At 44.3% G+C, this 19,520-nt stretch carries 17 protein-coding genes; 9 read left to right on the plus strand and 8 right to left on the minus strand.

The genetic code is table 11. From position 1 onward, the window contains the following. Nucleotides 1–60: 60 nt before the first annotated feature. Nucleotides 61–351, minus strand: a complete 291-nt coding sequence (locus AC3CH4_RS16690; RefSeq protein WP_029225018.1) for a hypothetical protein — start codon at nt 349–351, stop codon at nt 61–63. 888 nt (nt 352–1,239) lie between these two features. On the opposite strand from AC3CH4_RS16690, the gene AC3CH4_RS16695 reads away from it, so the two are divergent. Next, a complete protein-coding gene (locus AC3CH4_RS16695) occupies nt 1,240–2,160 on the plus strand; it encodes a LysR family transcriptional regulator (protein WP_054545793.1) in 921 nt (306 codons plus the stop codon). A 43-nt stretch (nt 2,161–2,203) separates the two neighbouring features. Here AC3CH4_RS16695 and AC3CH4_RS16700 read toward each other — a convergent pair whose 3' ends face one another. After that, complete coding sequence (locus AC3CH4_RS16700; RefSeq protein WP_017074721.1) at nt 2,204–3,130, minus strand: LysR family transcriptional regulator; 927 nt, start codon at nt 3,128–3,130, stop codon at nt 2,204–2,206. A gap of 130 nt (nt 3,131–3,260) precedes the next feature. Here AC3CH4_RS16700 and AC3CH4_RS16705 point away from each other — a divergent pair, with 130 nt between their 5' ends. Further along, nucleotides 3,261–4,049 carry a hypothetical protein gene (locus tag AC3CH4_RS16705; protein ID WP_488544075.1) on the plus strand — a complete coding sequence of 263 codons (789 nt, stop codon included), beginning with the start codon at nt 3,261–3,263 and terminating at the stop codon, nt 4,047–4,049. 144 nt (nt 4,050–4,193) lie between these two features. Then, nucleotides 4,194–5,705 carry a DUF1214 domain-containing protein gene (locus AC3CH4_RS16710; protein ID WP_488544076.1) on the plus strand — a complete coding sequence of 504 codons (1,512 nt, stop codon included), beginning with the start codon at nt 4,194–4,196 and terminating at the stop codon, nt 5,703–5,705. A gap of 206 nt (nt 5,706–5,911) precedes the next feature. Here the strand turns inward: AC3CH4_RS16710 and AC3CH4_RS16715 are convergent, their stop codons facing one another. Both AC3CH4_RS16715 and kduD read right to left on the minus strand, forming a co-directional pair. After that, nucleotides 5,912–6,550 (minus strand): RpiB/LacA/LacB family sugar-phosphate isomerase, encoded by a 639-nt coding sequence (locus AC3CH4_RS16715; protein WP_017074718.1) that lies wholly within the window; start codon nt 6,548–6,550, stop codon nt 5,912–5,914. A gap of 65 nt (nt 6,551–6,615) precedes the next feature. Continuing rightward, complete coding sequence (kduD, locus tag AC3CH4_RS16720) at nt 6,616–7,374, minus strand: 2-dehydro-3-deoxy-D-gluconate 5-dehydrogenase KduD (RefSeq protein ID WP_114634776.1); 759 nt, start codon at nt 7,372–7,374, stop codon at nt 6,616–6,618. Nucleotides 7,375–7,786: 412 nt separating this feature from the next. On the opposite strand from kduD, the gene AC3CH4_RS16725 reads away from it, so the two are divergent. The 3 genes from AC3CH4_RS16725 (at nt 7,787) to AC3CH4_RS16735 (ending at nt 10,628) form a co-directional block, all read left to right on the plus strand. Continuing rightward, nucleotides 7,787–9,118, plus strand: a complete 1,332-nt coding sequence (locus AC3CH4_RS16725) for an MFS transporter (protein WP_488544077.1) — start codon at nt 7,787–7,789, stop codon at nt 9,116–9,118. A 143-nt stretch (nt 9,119–9,261) separates the two neighbouring features. Then, nucleotides 9,262–10,143, plus strand: coding sequence for a multidrug transporter (locus AC3CH4_RS16730; protein WP_488544078.1), 882 nt, complete (start codon nt 9,262–9,264; stop codon nt 10,141–10,143). Nucleotides 10,144–10,382: 239 nt separating this feature from the next. Then, nucleotides 10,383–10,628 carry a hypothetical protein gene (locus AC3CH4_RS16735; RefSeq protein WP_479298948.1) on the plus strand — a complete coding sequence of 82 codons (246 nt, stop codon included), beginning with the start codon at nt 10,383–10,385 and terminating at the stop codon, nt 10,626–10,628. Nucleotides 10,629–10,700: 72 nt separating this feature from the next. On the opposite strand, the gene AC3CH4_RS16740 is transcribed toward AC3CH4_RS16735, so the two are convergent. Further along, nucleotides 10,701–11,888 (minus strand): GGDEF domain-containing protein, encoded by a 1,188-nt coding sequence (locus AC3CH4_RS16740; protein WP_054545802.1) that lies wholly within the window; start codon nt 11,886–11,888, stop codon nt 10,701–10,703. Nucleotides 11,889–12,483: 595 nt separating this feature from the next. On the opposite strand from AC3CH4_RS16740, the gene AC3CH4_RS16745 reads away from it, so the two are divergent. Together AC3CH4_RS16745 and AC3CH4_RS16750 are read left to right on the plus strand one after the other, a co-directional pair. Further along, nucleotides 12,484–13,272 carry a phytanoyl-CoA dioxygenase family protein gene (locus AC3CH4_RS16745; protein WP_114634771.1) on the plus strand — a complete coding sequence of 263 codons (789 nt, stop codon included), beginning with the start codon at nt 12,484–12,486 and terminating at the stop codon, nt 13,270–13,272. Nucleotides 13,273–13,292: 20 nt separating this feature from the next. Beyond that, entirely contained in the window at nt 13,293–14,288 is a 996-nt protein-coding gene (locus AC3CH4_RS16750) for a zinc-dependent alcohol dehydrogenase family protein (protein ID WP_488544079.1), read from the plus strand. Between the two features lie 21 nt (nt 14,289–14,309). Here AC3CH4_RS16750 and AC3CH4_RS16755 read toward each other — a convergent pair whose 3' ends face one another. The 3 genes from AC3CH4_RS16755 to AC3CH4_RS16765 form a co-directional block, all read right to left on the minus strand. Then, nucleotides 14,310–15,257 carry a FecCD family ABC transporter permease gene (locus AC3CH4_RS16755; protein WP_488544352.1) on the minus strand — a complete coding sequence of 316 codons (948 nt, stop codon included), beginning with the start codon at nt 15,255–15,257 and terminating at the stop codon, nt 14,310–14,312. A 101-nt stretch (nt 15,258–15,358) separates the two neighbouring features. Next, nucleotides 15,359–16,321, minus strand: coding sequence for an ABC transporter substrate-binding protein (locus AC3CH4_RS16760; RefSeq protein ID WP_488544080.1), 963 nt, complete (start codon nt 16,319–16,321; stop codon nt 15,359–15,361). Next, the gene (locus AC3CH4_RS16765) at nt 16,318–17,160 is read right to left on the minus strand and encodes an ABC transporter ATP-binding protein (RefSeq protein WP_488544081.1); all 843 of its coding nucleotides are present in this window, start codon (nt 17,158–17,160) and stop codon (nt 16,318–16,320) included. The genes AC3CH4_RS16760 and AC3CH4_RS16765 overlap by 4 nt, the downstream gene beginning before the upstream one ends. 372 nt (nt 17,161–17,532) lie before the next feature. On the opposite strand from AC3CH4_RS16765, the gene AC3CH4_RS16770 reads away from it, so the two are divergent. Beyond that, nucleotides 17,533–19,437 (plus strand): bifunctional metallophosphatase/5'-nucleotidase, encoded by a 1,905-nt coding sequence (locus AC3CH4_RS16770; protein ID WP_488544082.1) that lies wholly within the window; start codon nt 17,533–17,535, stop codon nt 19,435–19,437. The last annotated feature ends 83 nt before the right edge of the window (nt 19,438–19,520 follow it).

The following is a 19,520-nucleotide window of genomic DNA, read 5'->3' on the forward strand; positions in this document are numbered from 1 at the left end:
CCCGCAAGAGCCTTTCTTGAGGGGATTTTAAAATTCAAAGGGCTCGGTATCAATAATTGACTAAAGCTCTTTAATCTCGATTTGGCGCAATGCTTCCATGTACTCTAGAGTCTCGTTTACATCGATTGGTTCGTATAAGCGCAGTACTCCCGCCCAACCTTCAGAAACTTCAAAGTCATATTCAGCACCAGTATCACAGTTGAACGTGACCGAAACGGTACCATCACCGTTGTCACGCATGGACTCGCCAGACGCATAGAATTGCTCAGAATCAATCCAACCGTTTGCGCCATAAGTGGTCAAAGAGTAATAACCGCCACGACCTTCAAAGTCTAGGTTTGGTGTTGGAATAGTCCACTCTTGGCAGGTAGTTTTACCTTGGCCGGGAACACGCTCCAAATATTGCGCTGTATCTGCCGGTAGCCCTGCATAGCCAAACGCCGTCACATATTTAAAATGGTGATCTTCCACGTCATCTAACGTGGCGCCAAACCCTTTCAAGCCCTCAATCGGTGCGCCATGTTTCATCACGTTGTTGATCAGTTTTAAACGATAATCTTCAACGTCGCTTGGGTTGTAACCTTTGCCTTGATAAGGCGTGGCTGAGTTCGCTTTTATAGAGAGTAGACTCTGGCGACGCTTAGTATCTTCAATGGATTCTGCAATGCGTGTTCTCGCTAATACATGGACATGAGTACCGTTCGTCAGATCATCAGCGGTTAGAGTTAGCGTTTCGCCACGGCGAACCACTTTATGCAGAAGATGATTTTCGTCCATGATATGAATGATCTGGAAATAATCGTTATCTTCTTTTGGTACATGGAACGTTGCACCTTCTGATACGTCAACCACCATCGTCGAGTAAACGACATCACGATTTGAGCGAATCACCGTTTGTGCGTCTTTGGATACTGGGTCTGCGTGCAGCCAATGGTTTACGCCCACTTTGTTTTGTAATCCAAGGAAGTTCCAATCAGACTCGGCTTCAGGGTAGTTATCCCAGTTAACACCACCAACGGCAGCATGGTCATAGGTAGATGAACGATTGTTGTCCTCTGCCGTTACACCAAATGTGGTTAATGCTAGTAGCGTCGCTAACGTCGTTTTATTCATGATGGTTTCTCGTGTTTGTTTCGATGAGCTCAGTATGTAGATGCGCCGTGATATACTCCAATTGATTATATGAAAACAAGATATACACTTTAGGTATATCTAATCATCTTTGTTCTGGATCCCACAATGATAATAAGTAACCGCTTTAAGCGCTTAGACCTCAACTTACTTAAAGTATTGAAGGTGTTGATCGAGGTGAAAAACACTCGAAAGGCGTCAGAACTCCTGTTTACGAGCCAACCCTCAATCAGTCGTTCATTACAAAAGCTACGCGACTACTTTGACGATGAGTTATTTATACGCTCACAACATGGTTTAGAGCCGACCGCTAAATTACTTGAAATTAAACAAACCTTGATGCCAGTGTTACTACAATTAGAACAAGTGCTTGAACCAGAATCTGAGTTTGATGTCGCTCAATTTGATGGCACCGTGAACATTGCTATCAATGGATTCATTGCCAATAGCATCTCGGCGAAGCTGATTAATATTCTGTTAGCACAAGCCCCGAAGGTGAAAGTGAACATCGTCGATTGGGGAGTAAATACATCGGACTTGATGACCTCTGGTGAAATCGACTTAGGAATCAATTACTACCCATTAGAATTATCTAAGCAGGTATACCAAAAACGAATAGCGAGTGATGACTTTGTCTTGATCTGCCGATCTGGGCATCCGCTTGCTGACTCATTATTACCACAAGATCAGGAAGAGCCGCTTCAATTAGCAAGCTTAGTCGTGAGTGATTGGAACGAGAATATTGCACTTGCCCCTAACGTGCTAGCGGACGTTGGAATCAATACTGAAGTGAAAATACGATCGACCTACCTACACAGCTTATTGTCAATCGTAAAACAGAGTGATGTGTTGTTCCCTTGCTCTAAATTACTAGCGAACTCACTATCTGATGAGTTTTCATTTGTGAAATTCCCTCACATACCCAATATGCCGAACAGTGATATTGGCATGACCATTGGACGTAAGCACCGTAACCAATCCAAAATACGCTGGCTTGAATCGTGTATTGAAGAAGTGTTCACAAGATAACGGTGTGCTTGTTATCACCGACAAAAACAAACCAGACTAGCGATTACGAGTGATTAGCATCCACCATCGAAGTTTCGATCAAATCCAGTAGCCATTTGTATTTTGAGGAATGTTGGTTTTTCTTGTGAAGATAGGCGAATACCTCCATTTCCTCAGCCCCCTCCTCTAATCCTTCAATCACGATTGAGCGCAATACTCCCTTATGTTGTTCAATCACTGGAGGCATACAAGGGGCAATAATGTTGGAGTGCTTGATCGTTTCGATGAGTCCAACAATTGACGTGGTTCGAAGCGCCATATTGATCGACTTGCCTTGGCTTAAAACTTCTTCTTCCAATCGCGAGTGCTTGTTTTGGTCGAAGTAAGCGAGGTCAACATGAGCGAATGGGAAGGACAACAAATCATCAATTGTAGCGATAGACGCCTTGAAAGGGTGATCAGCCCTCACGGCCAATACAAACTTTAAGGTCACGAGAGGCACGGCAATGATCTCGGCAGGCAAACTCTCCGCTTCAAAATGAATAACAAAATCAACTTCGTCACTTCGAAGTCTTTCTAACGAGTTTTGGGAACTAGTATGGCTTATCAGCCTAGAAAGCGGACTTTCCATTGAGAGTTGATGGAAGAGAGCTGGTGTTAACCAAGGCAAAATATGAGGGTTCGCCTCTATCTTAAAATCTTCGTTTAGATCGGCAGGAGCAAACTGCTTGCCCTCCTCTATCGCCGTGACTAATCCGTCCAGTAATGGAAAAACACGTCGATACAAATCATCGGAATAAGGCGTCGGTAGAAACTGCTTATAAGACAAAACAAACAGCTCTTCACCTAACGATTCCTTGAGCTTTTTGATGCTTTGGCTTACCGCGGGTGTCGAAACAAACAGTTTTTCGCCGGCTTTGCGCAAGCTCTTTTCCTGATACACCACCACAAAAACTTTCAGTAAGTTCAAATCGACATTGTTCAGTTTCATAACACAACCATAAAGCACAGATTAACGAGTAGTTAAGTTTATATGAATTAACTTAACAATGTCCACTTTGTATAGTTATCCCACATTCACGAATTACACGGACGTAGTGAGATAAATTTATGAGGCAACTATGTTATTACACCGTTCAATCCTTTCTCTTACTTCTTTCCTTTTCGCTGGTTTAGCTATCGCGGAAGAAACCGAAATTCAAGATATGTCCGACCCTCTGGCGGTGTATACACAAGGTGGCTTTGGTTACACAGATAAAGGCCTAAACCTAAAAATAGGCCAAACCTACGATACTGGTAGCGACACAACCATGGGCATGAATGTGTTCGAAATAAAAGGCATCGCCGGTGAAGCCGTTGGTTGGAACAACCGAGGCGCAGACGACAGTATTGATTCGATTCGTTTTAGAAACTTCGGTGTGGATTTAACCAATGGCCGAGGTACACAAGTCGATATGTCTTGGGATTTCGATAGTAATCAAGGTAGTGCATCTTACAGCTTTATTCAGGCGCTACCACAGATGGGCATGTTTAACTTCTATCCGCTTGCTGGTCTCGGTATCGCTGCAGGTGAAGAGTTAGTTGAAGGGACTGGAGGCGACCTCGATGCCGCGCAGCTCAGCGATCGCTACAACATGCACGGTACTTTCTACGTAGCGGGTATGTACGCCAAGATGCAACTTACCGACAAAATTTGGCTGAACTATAACCCTATGTATTTAGGCACAATGTCTGGTTCTTCAACGTTCAAAGATCATGGCTTTGAAGGCAGTGATTCTGTACTCGCGCATGAGTTTGCAGCAAGTTACCAAATTAACCCAAGAGCCAACATTCGTTATTTCGCAAACTGGACAGAAAACACCAGTATCGAAGACGGTGATCACCGTATCGAATTTAACTATCAGTTTTAAGCAGTAATTTTCTGTGCGGATAAGCTCTTGCAGTCTTAACCCATGATTTCTGTTTGACGAGCTATTTCAGTTTTAACGAGCAATTTTAGTTTTAACGAGAAATTCCAGTTTTAACGAACAATTTTGAGTTTTTGAGGACACATTATGAATATGATATCTAAAGCCTTTGTCGGGAGTTTCACTTGCCCATTACGATCTGCTGCCATGCTCGTTTCTGTAACGGCTTTATTTTCAGCAGCGGCGATAGCCGGAAACGATGATGCAACAGAAACGATCCAGACGCGTGCAGGTGACTTTACTTTCGAAACCGACTTTCTTCACGGCATTCCAACACAAGCAAGCTCAGAGAAGCTATTTGAATTAATGGATTATCAACGCGCGTCACAAGCGTACATTTGGTCGGTACCTTTAGTCTCGAACTACGCGTGGAAAAAAGCGTATGCAGATATGGGGGCAGAAGATGGCCAAATCACCTACGTTGAGTCTCATGAATCCAAGCTGGGCGGCTTAACTTACAATACCTCTACGCCTTATGCGATTACCTGGTTTAACGTAGAGAAAGAACCAGTAGTGATTGAGATCCCGACGGATGAGTTGCGTGGCGCAGTACACACCATGTGGCAAATTGGCATTTCTCAGATGACAGAACCGGGTGTTTATGTTGTAAAAGCGCAAGGTTCTGAAACGCCGAGCAACCTTCCAAAGGGTGCAAAGGTATTTGAGTCTGACACAAACAATGTTTTCTTCGGTGTTCGCTTAATGGCTAAGTCAGAACAACAACGTATGAAAGATTTAGAAGCGCTAAAAATCACAGACCTCAGTGGCAAACTACTTAGCAATAAAGGGGTGAACTTCCCTGAGCGTGGCGAAGATGCCAAACACCCGCGTGGCATGGCATTTTGGGAAACGCTAAATGAAGCAATCCAATCTGAGCCAGTAGCAGAGCGCGATCGTATGATGCACGACATGCTGCGCCCATTAGGCATTGAGAAAGATAAAGCGTTTACGCCATCAGCTCAACAACGTGAGATTTTAGAGCAAGCTGTCATCATGGGTGAAGCTATGGTTAAGAACATCGACTTCAACAAAACGGAACGCTTGCCATACGCAGCTTACGGTAATGAAGGAAATTCGTGGGAAATAGCAACCGCTTCGACTCCGAACCAAGATCGTGACTACGGTATGGATCTCGATGGACGTGCGGCTTGGTTTTATGAAGCGGTGACCAACGATATTGCGATGCACGGTTTTGAAAACGGCGGTTGGGGTCAGATCTATCTAGACAATTACCGTGACGATAATGGCAACGGACTTAATGGCAGCAATCACTACACTTTGACACTGGATGGGGATGTAAATTTTGCCGATTTGTTCTGGACAATTACCGTCTACAACGTCGAAAACCGTGCCATCATCGACAATCAGATTGAGCGTGCCGATGTCGGTTCAAACATAGAAGGAACGGTTAAAGATACTCAAGGTAACTACACGTTCCACTTCTCACCAACAAAGCCAAATGGTGTAAATGAAGCGAACTGGGTTCAAACCCGAGAAGATGAAAACTGGTTTGTTTACTTCCGCGCTTATTCACCAAGCAAAGGATTTGTAGAGCAACGACCAGAGACATTATTACCGAACTTTAAGCGTGTAAAATAACAGCAACGCTCGTGAAGTAATGAATAACTGTAGAGAGGAGCCTAAGTGCTCCTCTTTTTTATTATCTCTATCTAACTAACTAACTAACTAACTAACTAACTAACTAACTAACTAACTAACAGGCTAAGAACACATCGTAGAAACGAAAGGAATTAAATAACAAACCTCAATACACCTCACCAAGTCCTCTAAAAACCTTCATAACATTAATCTAAAACCGAACGAACATAATCAGCAATGTCTTGGTTTTGGCAGTTATCAAAGAAACATTGCTGGAAACGCTCGCTGCCAACCGCTGTCTTCACTAACTCTTGATCGATCGCTCTTAGCGAGTCAATAAAGTTATCTTTCACTACCGCCGCTTTCACCTCATTTAAAAGCACAGCATTACGCTGCTGCGGCTCTGCTCGTTCTAGTGGGTAACCTTGGCCACGCTCGCCAGTGAAAGCTTTTTCAAAAATGTAACGAACGTTGAGTTCACCTGCCCAACCAAAGCCTTTTGCAAACGCAAGCGCAATAGCATTGCCGTTATTGATTTGATTAAACAAGAACGCATCTGATGGCTCTAAACAGTAGCCACAAACCACACCCGGATGTAGGTTCAGTGACATCAAAGCACCTTGACCAGTTCCACACCCAGTCACAATGAAATCAACAGCTTTTGAGTTGATAAGAATACTCGCCATGATGCCTAAGTGGATATACGTTAAATGATGATCGTTCTCGTCTGTCATACCTAAATTGAACACATCATGGCCAAGGCCACCAGCTACTGACTCTAGTTCAGCAGAAACCATTGCATTCTTACCTGCTTGGCTGTTTTCCATCATTAGTGCGATTTTCATTTACGTTCTCCTACTATATTGCTGCAAATTTAATAATTTCTAACCATCTAATAATACAAGAATAGTTAACGTGCTAACCAACCACCATCGACAGCAATGGTGTAGCCGTTGATGTAATCCGATGCTGACGATGCTAAGAACACACATGGGCCAGCCACATCTTTCGGTGTACCCCAGCGTTCGGCAGGAATACGTTCAAGAATCGCTTGATTGCGGTCTGCATCTTCGCGCAATGCTTGAGTATTGTTCGTTTCCATATAACCAGGGGCAATCGCATTTACATTGATATTGTCGCGAGCCCATTCGTTCGCCATCGCACGGGTAATACCCATCACTGCACTCTTAGATGCAGTGTAAGAAGGCACACGAATACCACCTTGGAACGAGAGCATCGATGCAATATTGATGATTTTACCGCCAGTACCTTGCGCCTTAAACTGCTTCGCAACAGACTGAGACATAAAGAAAACAGTCTTGGTATTGATGTTCATTACGTCATCCCAGTTTCGCTCTGAGAACTCAATGGCGTCTTCACGGCGGATGATGCCAGCGTTGTTCACAAGGATGTCGATCTGACCAAACTCAGTCAAAGCTTTCTCTATAATGCCTGGAATGCACTCTTGCTTTAGAAGGTCGGCACGTACATCTAAAAACGTGTGACCTGCGGCATTCATTACCTCAATCGTCTCTTTAGGCTCAGTACGATTAACGCCAACAACCTTACAACCAGCTTCAGCTAAACCCATTGCAATACCTTGTCCAAGGCCAGTATTACAACCAGTCACTATCGCTACTTTTCCTTCCAGATTGAATGACTCTAGCATCGTATTCTTTTCCTCAGTTATGTTTGGTGTTGTGGCGTCACTGCTTATATCTCCCAGTAATTTAATCATACAATAAAACATAAAGATGGGACTAACGTTAAAGAAGTCCAAACTTAGGTCAAAATCATACAAGTAGGTAGATAAGTAAATAAGTAAATAAATAGATAGATAAGTAGATAAGTAGATAAGTAGGAGAATAGCGGTACAAAATAGGTGTGAGATTTTAGAAGAGAAAAGTGTAGCTATTCACTGAGTCAAAGGGAGTGACGACAAACAAGCCGATTGCCCGCAGTAAAAGCGCAGCACGCCGCTTCGCTAAAACAGATATTTCAGCTATTTGGCAACAATCCCATGATTTAAAAGGCTAAACGGTATATACATAATAATGTGTTATTAAAAGTACTGAATTATCATGACGCTCAAAGAAATCCTGAAAATCCCCAACGTCCGCTACTTCTTAATGTTTAGAAGCAGTTACTTTGCGCGTTTTTATTACCCTGTATTCACCCTACTCTATTTAGATTACGGCTTAACCCTTTCTCAATTCGCGATGCTTAACGTGGTTTGGGCTGCCACCATTGTGCTTGCTGAGGTGCCATCGGGCGCATTCGCCGATACCTTAGGGCGTAAGAAACTTGTGGTGTTATCTTCGATTGTGATGTTTGTTGAAATCGCCATGATCGCCGTTGTGCCGACAGGAGATCCTAATCTGGTCTTCATCGTCTTCTTGATTAACCGAATATTAAGTGGCTTAGCAATGGCACTGGCTAGCGGCGCTGACGAGGCATTGGCTTACGACACCTTGAAAGAGCAAGGTAATGAAGAGTTATGGCCGCGAGTGTTACAAATCCAACTTCGTGTCGCTTCAACCGTCGGCATCTTTGTCACATTGATTGGTGCAGCGATGTACGACGTGAACTTTATGGCGAACATCTTTCATTTCATCGGATTAGCCGAGCCAGAAAGCACCAAAGACCTGATGCGTATTCCCGTGTTCGCCACCCTATTTGTCGCGATGCTCGCCATTTATGCGGCTATAAACATGCGAGAAGAGAAAAAAACCCTACCAAGCGGTCAAACCAAGTTAGCTACATCTATAGCTAGCCTTAAACTAACTGCCGACACCGGTAAGTGGGTACTCGCTACGCCTTATGTGTTTTCCATATTGCTCTACTACAGCCTCTTCGAACACACATCGCGAATGTTCTTAACCATGAACAGCCAATACTATCTGGCCATTGATATCCCCATCATTTATTTTGGTTTTATTGGCGCGGGGATCAGTTTACTCAAAATCATACTGGCAGGACAAAGCCGCCGATTAGCGGAAAGTATGGCGCCCAAAACGTTTATCGCAGTCATGGGTTTTGCCACCATGGCGACTTATTATTGGATCAGTTTGGGGTGGTCAATCTACGGGGTAATTCCTGCACTGGTGTTAATATTTATTATCATGACGATGAACATTTTCATTAGTTACCACCTAAACAAAAAGACCGAATCGCACAACCGAGCCACGGTTCTTAGCTTTAAAGGCCTGATGTTTAATCTCGGATACGGTTTGATCGGTATTTTGTACGCTTACTACTACAAGTTGGTATCTCAGGGCTACACCGAACAAGAGATAGAGCAGAACCTCGCTTTCTTGGCTTCATTGTCTTCGTTCTTCTATTACTTCACGTTGTTGTTCGTTTCGATCAGCGCGTTGTTCTATTTCAAAAACAAGAAAGAGCCTATCTTTTGAAGAAAACGTAGACCTTTTCAAGAACGCTCTGATACCAAATAGAGCGGAAAGGTGAGCCTCTGGTTATAAATAGACCATGTCGCTTCTTATCATGATATTTTTTGTTAAGATAATCATTAATTTACATAACACATGGAAGCGTCATGTCTTTTAGTTGGATAGCCTTTACTCTTCTCGCAGCCTTCAGCCAATCTTGGCGCAATGCATTTCAAAGTAAACTAGCTGGCACCATGAGTGTGGCAGGTGTGACGCTGGCTCGCTTTATTTGGGCTGGCCCAATCGCACTTATTTATCTGTGCGCCCTCTATCAATGGAAGCCAGTATCAACACCTGATTTTTCGGGTGAGTTTGTTTTCTACATTATTGCAGCAGCCATTATGCAGATCCTCGCGACGGGTTTAATGGTGATGTTATTTAAGCTCGAAAACTATGCGATAGGAGCAGGCTTAGCCAAGTGTGAAGCCCCCGTATCTGCTGTGTTATCCGTATTGTTTTTTGGTACTGCTTTGACACTAACAGGTTGGGTCGGCGTGCTTATTGGCACGTTAGGCGTACTAATCATGAGTAGTTCTTCGGGTTGGCGAAGCTTGTCTCCGAAAGTATTTTTGTTAGGTATGGCGTGTAGTACCGCATTTGCTTTAACGTCTCTTTGGGTACGTGAGGCCAGCTTGAGCATCGGCCTACCCTTCCCTCATAGCGCCGCATGGGTACTCTTCCTAGTCATTTCCCTTCAGACCGTGATTATCTGTACGTATCTCTTTTTCAGAGAACGCGACACATTGCGCCAGATATTCAAGAAATCTAAACTGGTGGTGATGACAAGCCTAGCAAGTGTTATCGGTTCTCTGGGTTGGTTTAGCGCGATGTCACTTCAAGCCGTGCCTTATGTAAAAACACTCGGGCAAGTCGAAGTGATCTTCATGGTCTTAATATCCTACTTCTGGCTGGGGCAAAGTATTGCTCGCAAAGACATTCTTGCGCTCATCTTGCTTTCTATCGCAGCGGTCTTGGTGATGTGGCAGTAAGTTGGCCCACACTACCGGCTATGAGTGCAGAGCGAGCGGGAATTAGCGAATCATCTTGCCCACATATTCAAAGCTATATGTTCAAAGCCATACAGCCAAAGCCATAATCTCAGTAAATATGTTGTGCCACCGTATAAGTTTTACGGTGGCGTAAAATGATAAGAACCATTTTCACATAATTTCTATAGTGCACGTATCAGCTATTCGTAATCTCCACTTACCCAATAGGATACAGCCTAATGAAAACACTCGCTCAAATCGCACTAGCAACAATCGTATTTACAACCTCACTAATGGCATTCGCTGAACCCACGACGACAAATGAAGCCCAATCAGAAGTGGCAACCATAACCGTGAAACATGAAGCAATGACGGTGACGCTAACAGATAAGCATTTTACGTCTCCAGACAAAGTTGAAAACACTACCCCTCAGAAGTTAACACAAAGCCAAAAAACAGACTCAGCGCCACAGCCAACAATATAATGGCCGTGTCAAAACAGTGAACCGCATCAAACTAGTGATCTCATCAAACTACCGCTTAGAGATCTGTACTCATCAAGCAGTAGCGAGTTGATTAATATGACTAGGACAAATTGAAGTCATATTGCGACCGTTTGTCTTCGCTTGATATAACGCTTTGTCGGCTCGGCTAATAAACCCATTCCAACTCTCATGCGGGTGAAGCTGAGCAACACCAAAACTCGATGTCAGAAACATCTCATGTTCTTGTACTGCTGATACCTCTGAAATAGATAATCGCAGCTTGCAGGCAATAGCCTGTGCTTGGAGAAAATTAAAATTGGGCAATAAAATCATTATCTCGTCTCCGCCAAAACGAAACGCACTGGCTTTGGGCGAGGTTTTTATCGCACCTTGAACCATTTCAGCAAAAGACTTGATGACGAGATCACCCACAATGTGCCCGTGTTGATCATTGATCGACTTAAAATTATCAATATCCATCATAATGGCACTGACAGGCGTAGTACCCGCCTGCTTCATGATGACTGGTACCATTTCATCTAATGCTCTGCGGTTTCCCAGTACCGTTAAGGGATCGCTGTAAGAGAGCTCGTGAATAGAACTAAGCAACCTTGCGTTAATCAGCCAAAGCATTGTAAAGCTCATCGACACGATAAGAACGATGCTCACTAAAAAGGCAAGTTGATGAATGAGAGTGGCCGCCATGAAATCCTGCAGCTCAGCTGAAAATAACGTCACCATTACTCGGAAAACCATAAACCCGCCATATATCGTAAATGACATGGCCATCATCCGAATACCTAGGGTCAAGTCATCACGCCGGCCCTTTAATACCGCAAAGGCAGTGCAAAAAGTCACAAAAGCCAGATATAGACTAATGAGGATAATTCGAGCCTTGATGGAAGGCTCATAGTACGTGAAGTAAATAAAACATGGCAAAAGAGCCAACATCATTAGACTACTGAGGTAGGTGCATTTGAGAGAATATTCTCGAAACAGACATAAGCTATACAAGGCGAGATGAAAACCAAGCGCAATGACCATATTGGCACCAATAACGGTGACCCAATCAGGGAATTCCCCTCTTAGGCTCAACATCAACGGCCCTGTTCCGATAACAAATATTGAAATGGAAAAGATTGAAAGCCCTTTAATCGGCTGTTGAGTGAATTGAAATAACAATAAGCCAATACAGTAAATGAAAGAGAACAAAATAATAATGAAATTAAGTGTTCTCATATCCAGCGAAAAACCATCCATGATTTTCTATCTTCCATAAGCAAACCAAATCACAACATGGTTAATAATCATACAAACCAAAGAAACATTCACTATATGAATCCTTGTATTTTATAAAATAAGGGATAGATCACATATGCAGAGATTTTTTTCGCATGAGTCCATGATCTGGATAGGCATGTAAAACTCGCCCACATGGCTTCATAGCATCACGGAATCTACAGGCTTCTGCACTCGTTACTTGGTCGAATGACGACTGTCTGGCATTATGCGCCTAAGAAATCTCTAGGGGCTGTTGACCTTTCGAGCTGGGTTTTGCAGCATCTTGTGGAAAATTTATTCAAGGAAGGGGCTTTGACGTGTAGCTGGCCTACATGAAAAGCCGATAACACAGTAGAAATGAACCACAAGAGCTGCCCGAAGGGTTCGAGCTAGGCGCCCCCGCAAAAATCGTTTTATGCTTTGTTTAAGAATATTTGCTTAGAATGACTAGGCTACATACTCTTCGCCGCGCCTAAAACGATTTTGACTAGGCGTCCCCATCCGAACAAAACTTAACCACGAAAGGTCAACAGCCCCTAGTTATTACACAGTAAAGAATGAATGAAGGTAGTCAGTGGTAGAAAACAGCCAACAATTAAGTGACCGTTACAACGAACATGGTTACTTTGTTATCAGAAATTATTTCGATGAAGCTCAAATTGCATCGCTTAGAAAAGTCGTGCTGAAATTCCATGAATCATGGAAAGCAGACAACGAAGAATTCTATAAAGAAGAAGCATTTAACTCGTCTTTAATTACCGGAAGCGAATATTTGCCAGCCGATGATAGAAGCGTACTTTTTGACTTCATCAGCTCAAAACAAGTGATGGGCGTTGTTGATGCAGTGATTCCGAACAAACCGGCATTCATGAATACGCAGCTGTTCTTCAACCCTGTGAACCCGCAACAAAAAGACTTCTGGCATCGTGACTGTCAATACGACTACGACGTTGATGACCAGATGAAAGTCATCATGGAAACCCAAGTATTGCACCTGCGAGTCCCTATTTTTGACGAGCCCGGTATGGAGCTTATCCCCGGCACACACAAGCGTTGGGACAACGAAGAAGAATACAATGTTCGCCAAGAAGAAAACGGCAAAGTGAGCAGTGATGATATATCTGGCGGTAAGCAGATACCGTTAGCCGCCGGTGACTTATTGGTGTTTTCAGCGGATATGATTCACCGAGGCCGCTATGGCTTGGATCGTTTGGCTTTGGATATTTTGATCTTTGACTCGGCGGCAGACTATGTCGACTACGTTGATGACGATTGTCTGCCAACGCCAGCCATGCTGAGCAATATTACCGACCCAAGATTGTTTATGAACACGCTACACTTAAAATCAATGCAGTACTCATAATCCATAAAGGTACCCGAACTATGACTGACACTAAGCAAAACACCCGAATTAGCCAGTTCCGTTTCGGTCAGCCAAAAGAATCTCTCAAGTTAGAACATGTCACTTTAGGGGCACTAGACAAAGATAAAGTTCGCGTACAAATTGAAGCCACTAACATTAATCCTAGTGATCTGTTGTCGATTTATGGTGTGGGCCAATACAAACATAGCCACCAGCCGCCGAGAGTGCCGGGATTTGAAGCGGTAGGAAGAGTTGTAGAGTCCAGCCATGCTGAGTTTGCAGTGAATCAGCGCGTGCTTGTGGCAACCAGTGGAACATGGCAAACCTATGTCGATGTATCACCAGATGACCTGTTCCAAGTTCCTCAGCATCTAGAAAATGGCTACGCCTGCCAGTTGTACATTAATGCGCTAACCGCATGGGTGTTGACGACAGAAGTGGCTAAGCTGAACCAAGAAGATGTGTTGATCATCAATGCTGGTAGCTCAGCCATCGGTAAGATCTTTTCCCAGTTATCAGCATCACTCGGCTTCAAAATCATTGTCGTTACATCACAGCCGGAACAATACCCAGCCACTTCTAGTTCTAGTTGGGCGTTAGATTCGAACGCTGATCTAGTTTCTCAAATCAAGGCTTTAGACTTGCCTATGCCAACCATCGCCTTTGATGCGATTGGCGGTTCACCCGGAACCGATCTTATTCACACCCTTGGCAACAATGGGCGCTTTATCAACTATGGGACGCTGTCTCTGGATTTTTACGAACCACGCTTTTTTGAGCACGCGAAAAGCCAAGGCATCGATTTCAGCACCTTCTTCTTACGCTATTGGGAAGAAGCGGAAGGTAAAGATGTTCGCCGTGATAAATTCACGATCATGCTAGATCACTTCATCACAAACGACATTCAGCTCGACGTCGACCGCTACCTACCATTCGATGAAGTGCAAATCGCGATTGATCTCATTGAATCGAAAACCACACGCTTGAACGGCAAGATCATCTTGCTGCCTGTGTAGTTTGGTGGAATTGAGAGCACACTATTTACGCCAAACAAGATACAAAACGAATAGCCCGCCAAGAGCTGCTGTCACAATACCTACAGGCAGTTCTTGTGGCGCTAATATGGTTCGGCTAATAACATCCCCAAACAGTAAAAGCACCGCGCCCCACAAGGCAACCAAAGGCAGAGCTCGCTTGTGAGTGACACCTGAAAATGGTCGTACTAAGTGGGGTACCATCAAGCCAATAAAACCGACCACTCCGGTCATCGATACAATCGACGCAGTGCAAAACGCACAACAAAGAAAAATCTCACTTTGTAGGCGGTGTACATTGATCCCCAATGAGCTTGTCGTCTGTTCACTCACCAACAAAGTATCGAGCTCCCGATAACGTTTGAAAATCAACGCTAGAAGACACAACACGCCCACCAAGGCAAAAATCAAATTATCCCAACGTGCGAGTCCTAAGCCTCCCATCGTCCAGAATAAAATCGAACTCGCCGCTCTCTGGTCGCCTGAATAAATCAAAAAACTCGTGATGGCTCCGAATAAAAATGAGATCGCCAAACCACACAAGATCAAGTTGTCATTGCCTTTTTTCTTCTGCATCGAAAACAGAATCAGAACGGCGGTCGCCGACACAATACCGCCCGAGAATGCAGCCAGTGGCAGTGACCAAACACCCAGAGCATCTCCCACTTTGGTGATCACCAACACAGCACCAGCAGACGCGCCAGATGACAAGCCAAACAGAAACGGATCCGCCAGATCATTCCGTGTCGAGGTTTGAAGTAACGCCCCAACCATCGCCAACCCTGCACCCGCGATAACGGCTAACAATGCTCTCGGTAACCTCAAATCGATCAGTATTCGACTGGTCATATCCGGCGTTGAATCATTGAAAGAACTCAACCCTATGAGCACATCCTTGAAAGACAAAGGAACCGAGCCAAATTGTAAACTCATCATGAAGGCGATCAGCATGGCAGTGATACCTATTAGCCATGCTGCTCGATATTTATCAAATAAAATCAAGGAACTACTACTTTTATCAATAACAAGATTTTCTATGACTACCTTCCCGATCACTCAGAAACGAACGCCTCTGCAAGTTTCTCAATGGCATCGATATTGGCAGGCCCAGGAGTGAGTTGCTCATAACGCAATTTGACATAGCGACCAGAAGTGACCGCATTGGTGTATTTCATTAACGGATGGGCTTCGAGGAAACGTTGCAACGAATCGGCACCACTCGCCGATTGGTAATCAAGAAGGATAATCACATCTGGGTTTTCACGAGCGACATTCTCCCAAGACGTTCTTGCCCAACTTGCTTCCATGTTGCCTGTAATATTTTGGCCACCAGCAGCTTCAATCATTGCATTTGGCATTCCGTACTTACCCGCGGTGAAAGGCTTGTCTTCACCCGAATCAAACAAGAACACTTTTGGGCTCGACTTACCTGATGTTTTTTGCTTTTCTGCTACTTTTTCAACTCTCTCTTTCCAGTTGTTTACCAAAGCCTCGGCCTCTGGTTGCTTGTCGAAAATAACGCCTAGCTTTTGCATGTCGCCATAAAGCAGATCCATTGTCGCGCCTTCTTTTTTGTCTTGAGTGTGAATGCAGCTTTCTGAGAGTACCAAAGTATCAATTCCATAAGGCTTCAGTGTTTGAGGTGTCACTTCACCACCTACTTTCATCCCGTAGTTCCAGCCAGCAAAAAAGAAGTCAGCATCAGCAGCAATCAATGTTTCTAATGAAGGATACTTAGGTGCTAACTCTGGAATGTCTCCTAAACGTTCTTCAAACGAACTCGACATCTTGTACCAACCAGTAATGCCCGTAACACCCACCATCTCCTTTTGAAGACCAAGAGCAAACGCCATCTCGGTCATATTGATGTCGTGTACAACCGCACGCGAAGGGCGCTTTTCTATGGTCAGTGGGCTCCCACAGTTATCAACCGTCACTGGGTATTGAGTGCTTTTCGCATGCGCAAAAGAGAAAGGTAAAAGAAACAAAAGACTGGAAATTACAGGCCACTTCATTTGGCTGCTCCTATTAAAGAGTGATTAGAGAGAGTTAAGTGAGTTGAGTAAGTTGATGCAGCTTCAAAATGATGGATGGTGCTGCATATAACAGGATGATTGAACGTAAGAACGCGCAATCCAAAAATAGGGATCATGTATCGGTCTTGAATCACCGTATCTGGGACTGAGAACGCCACCATTTTTTGGCCTGACATCAACAGGACTTTATCCGCGAATGGCGCGACCAAAGGTAAATCGTGCAGCACCACAACAGACGCAATGCCGCGCTGTTTAATTAGGCTCAGAAGTTCAAGGCGAGCGAGAGGATCAAGGTGGTTTGTAGGTTCATCTAAGAGTAAAAGCCTCGGCTCTTGTGCAAATGCGCGAGCAATACTTGCACGTTGCTGTTCACCACCAGATAGCTCACCAAAGCACCGCTGGCTTTTGTGAACAAGCCCGACATCTTGCATCGCCTGCTGAACCGCTCGTTTGTGCTCTTTTGCGCTACAACAAAACGTATGAGGAGTACGGCCTAAGCCAACATACTCAGCAACACTCAAACGAGGGTCAACATGCTCATGTTGAGTAACCACCGCGACTTGCTTGGCTATCTGCTGCCGCTCAAGGCTTCCAAGCGCAATACCAGACAACATCAACTCACCCGCGACGGTTTTATATTCGCCTGTAATGCCTTTCAGCAAACTGGACTTTCCACTTCCATTGGGCCCAATGATGGCAACGCATTCACCATCGTTCACATCAAATGTCACGTCGGAGACGGCTCTCCAGTTAGCCAAGCCATCAGCGCAGAGCCCGCGCACAGACAATACAGGTTTATTCAATTTTCCACCGAACATCCAAAAACAACACTTATTGTTATGTTATAACATAACAATAAGTTAAAGGTATAGTTAATAATAGAAATATTAAGACCGCGCTAAGAAGCATTGGAAATGGCGGGATAACCCAATCACCTTGAACAAAGACAGAAGTGCATACGGAAATTGATTCACTGAGGAAGTTTGATTAAAGGAATTGAGTATTGAGAACGAAGCAAAGAGTTGTAGTGAGTTTTGACCATAACTTAAGTGGTTACGAGATGGGCATTAATCACATTTATTTGAAACATCAGTAAGTTATATCACTATAAATATGACACTGATCACCCATAAGGCAACCTCGATTCTATATGGTAGCGTCATACTTAAAACCACGATGTGAACATACTTATGAAAAGACACATACTATCAAGCGCCATCCTACTCTCTTTAGCCTCTCCAACCTTTGCAGCTGATGGCGACATACACGATGTCACGATACTGGGTACTTCAGATATCCATGGTCATTTTATGGCGTGGGATTACGCGGCAGATAAACTCAACACTCGTGGTAGCTTAAGCCAAATCGCGACCAAAGTTGGTAATATCCGCAAAGAGCAATCTAACATTATCCTTGTCGACGCTGGCGACACCATCCAAGGCAACTTCGTCGAAACCTTCAAAGACGAGCCCGTTGATCCAATGATGCTTGGCTTTAATCACATGAAATACGATGTGTGGGTTTTAGGTAACCACGAATTCGACTTTGGCCTTAAAACGCTTAACAGAGCCGTTACTCAATTTAAAGGGCAATCTCTCGGTGGCAACATCAAGAACAAAAACGGAAACCCATTCTTGCCGGGTTACACCATCCTTGAACGCGGTGGTATTAAGATCGGCGTGATAGGAATGGATACCCCAATGACGGAGGTCTTTGCGCAAGGCACCAACCGTTTAGAAGGCGTCACTTTCACTAACCCAACCTTGGAAGTGAAGAAAATCGTCAAAGAAATTGATGATCAAGTGGATGCCATCGTATTGGTTGCCCATATGGGGATTGAAAACGAGAATGACATTGCTGACACCGGTGTCACCGACATTGCCAATGCAAACCCAGAGCTTGATGCCATCGTCGCTGGTCACATGCACACTCGCATTGATAAAGCCGTTGTGAATGGCGTTATCATTACTGAACCCGACAAATATGGCCGCGCCTTATCTCGTATTGATCTTCAATTTGAAGAACGCGATGGCACATTCACTCTCGTCAACAAAGACAGTTTCACCTATAAAATTAAAGGTATCGACTCTTATGAAAATATGGACGAGTTATACCAGCCTTATCACAAACAACTCAGAGAAATGGCGAATCGACCTGTCGCTCAGCTTACCGGCGTTGATTTAGTCCCAGAAAACGAAATCCGCGGCATCCCTCAAGTCCACGTTCAAGACACAGGCATCAGTGCGCTATACCAAGAAGCGAGCTTCTTCTATGCACCCAAAGCCAATGTCATCGCACTTCAAATAGACAACGACAATGCAGAGCTCGATGTTGGCCCAATCAAAGCCAAAGACATCGCGTACAACTACCAATACGCGGGTGGCGAAATCACTGTCTACCAGATGACAGGTAAAGAGCTGAGAACCTACATGGAATGGTCTGCTGGTTACTTCAATTCCGTACAACCCGGTGATGTGACCTACAGCTTTAACCCTGAACGTAGAGCTTCAAAATACTCAACCAACGACTTCTTCGCGGGCGTGACTTATACCATCGACCTTACTCAACCTGCAGGTACACGCATCACCAACCTCGCGTTTACAGATGGCACTCCAGTTACAGATGAAACAGAAATTCGTATTGGTATGAATAGCTATCGAATGGGTCATCTAACCAAGAAAGGCGGCGTGCTAGAAGGAGATTCGTTCCCTGTACTCTTTGATACAGAAGCAGAGTATGGAGAAGAAGCAGGCACGATCCGTAACATGACCATCAAGTATCTTAAAGAAGAAAAGAACGGCAAGTATGAAGGTAAAACTCAGCAGCGATGGGCACTTTCGGGGTTAGAGAACCGCTACAATGAACAGCGAGAGATCGTAAAGTCATTGATTAATGATGAAACCATATCAATCCCCACCAGTGACGATGGCCGCTACACAAACATCGCTTCTATCAACGTGAAAGAACTGATGTTCAAATCTGACGAAGCCAAACAAACAGCCATAACCACACGCGAAAAGAAACTGGCGCAAGCTAGTGAACAAGAGAGCAAACAGATCAAACGCGAAATCACTCTGATTGAAGCGCTCAATTAACCCCTGACCTCAAACCAATAACGACTTAACGACTTAACGACGCTTAGAGCGTGGTTAAGTCGTTCCCGTCCTACAACACCACA

It is taken from the genome of Vibrio sp. QJM3NY_26 (assembly GCF_057786005.1).

Excerpts from the sequence above, each read along its gene's own strand:
- AC3CH4_RS16770 (WP_488544082.1), top strand. The coding sequence starts at position 17,533 with ATGAAAAGACACATACTATCAAGCGCCATCCTACTCTCTTTAGCCTCT.
- AC3CH4_RS16730 (WP_488544078.1), top strand. The coding sequence starts at position 9,262 with ATGTCTTTTAGTTGGATAGCCTTTACTCTTCTCGCAGCCTTCAGCCAA.
- AC3CH4_RS16715 (WP_017074718.1), bottom strand. The coding sequence starts at position 6,550 with ATGAAAATCGCACTAATGATGGAAAACAGCCAAGCAGGTAAGAATGCA.
- AC3CH4_RS16710 (WP_488544076.1), top strand. The coding sequence starts at position 4,194 with ATGAATATGATATCTAAAGCCTTTGTCGGGAGTTTCACTTGCCCATTA.
- AC3CH4_RS16750 (WP_488544079.1), top strand. The coding sequence starts at position 13,293 with ATGACTGACACTAAGCAAAACACCCGAATTAGCCAGTTCCGTTTCGGT.
- kduD (WP_114634776.1), bottom strand. The coding sequence starts at position 7,374 with ATGCTAGAGTCATTCAATCTGGAAGGAAAAGTAGCGATAGTGACTGGT.
- AC3CH4_RS16700 (WP_017074721.1), bottom strand. The coding sequence starts at position 3,130 with ATGAAACTGAACAATGTCGATTTGAACTTACTGAAAGTTTTTGTGGTG.
- AC3CH4_RS16735 (WP_479298948.1), top strand. The coding sequence starts at position 10,383 with ATGAAAACACTCGCTCAAATCGCACTAGCAACAATCGTATTTACAACC.
- AC3CH4_RS16755 (WP_488544352.1), bottom strand. The coding sequence starts at position 15,257 with ATGCTGATCGCCTTCATGATGAGTTTACAATTTGGCTCGGTTCCTTTG.
- AC3CH4_RS16740 (WP_054545802.1), bottom strand. The coding sequence starts at position 11,888 with ATGGATGGTTTTTCGCTGGATATGAGAACACTTAATTTCATTATTATT.
- AC3CH4_RS16705 (WP_488544075.1), top strand. The coding sequence starts at position 3,261 with ATGTTATTACACCGTTCAATCCTTTCTCTTACTTCTTTCCTTTTCGCT.
- AC3CH4_RS16725 (WP_488544077.1), top strand. The coding sequence starts at position 7,787 with ATGACGCTCAAAGAAATCCTGAAAATCCCCAACGTCCGCTACTTCTTA.
- AC3CH4_RS16760 (WP_488544080.1), bottom strand. The coding sequence starts at position 16,321 with ATGAAGTGGCCTGTAATTTCCAGTCTTTTGTTTCTTTTACCTTTCTCT.
- AC3CH4_RS16765 (WP_488544081.1), bottom strand. The coding sequence starts at position 17,160 with ATGTTCGGTGGAAAATTGAATAAACCTGTATTGTCTGTGCGCGGGCTC.
- AC3CH4_RS16695 (WP_054545793.1), top strand. The coding sequence starts at position 1,240 with ATGATAATAAGTAACCGCTTTAAGCGCTTAGACCTCAACTTACTTAAA.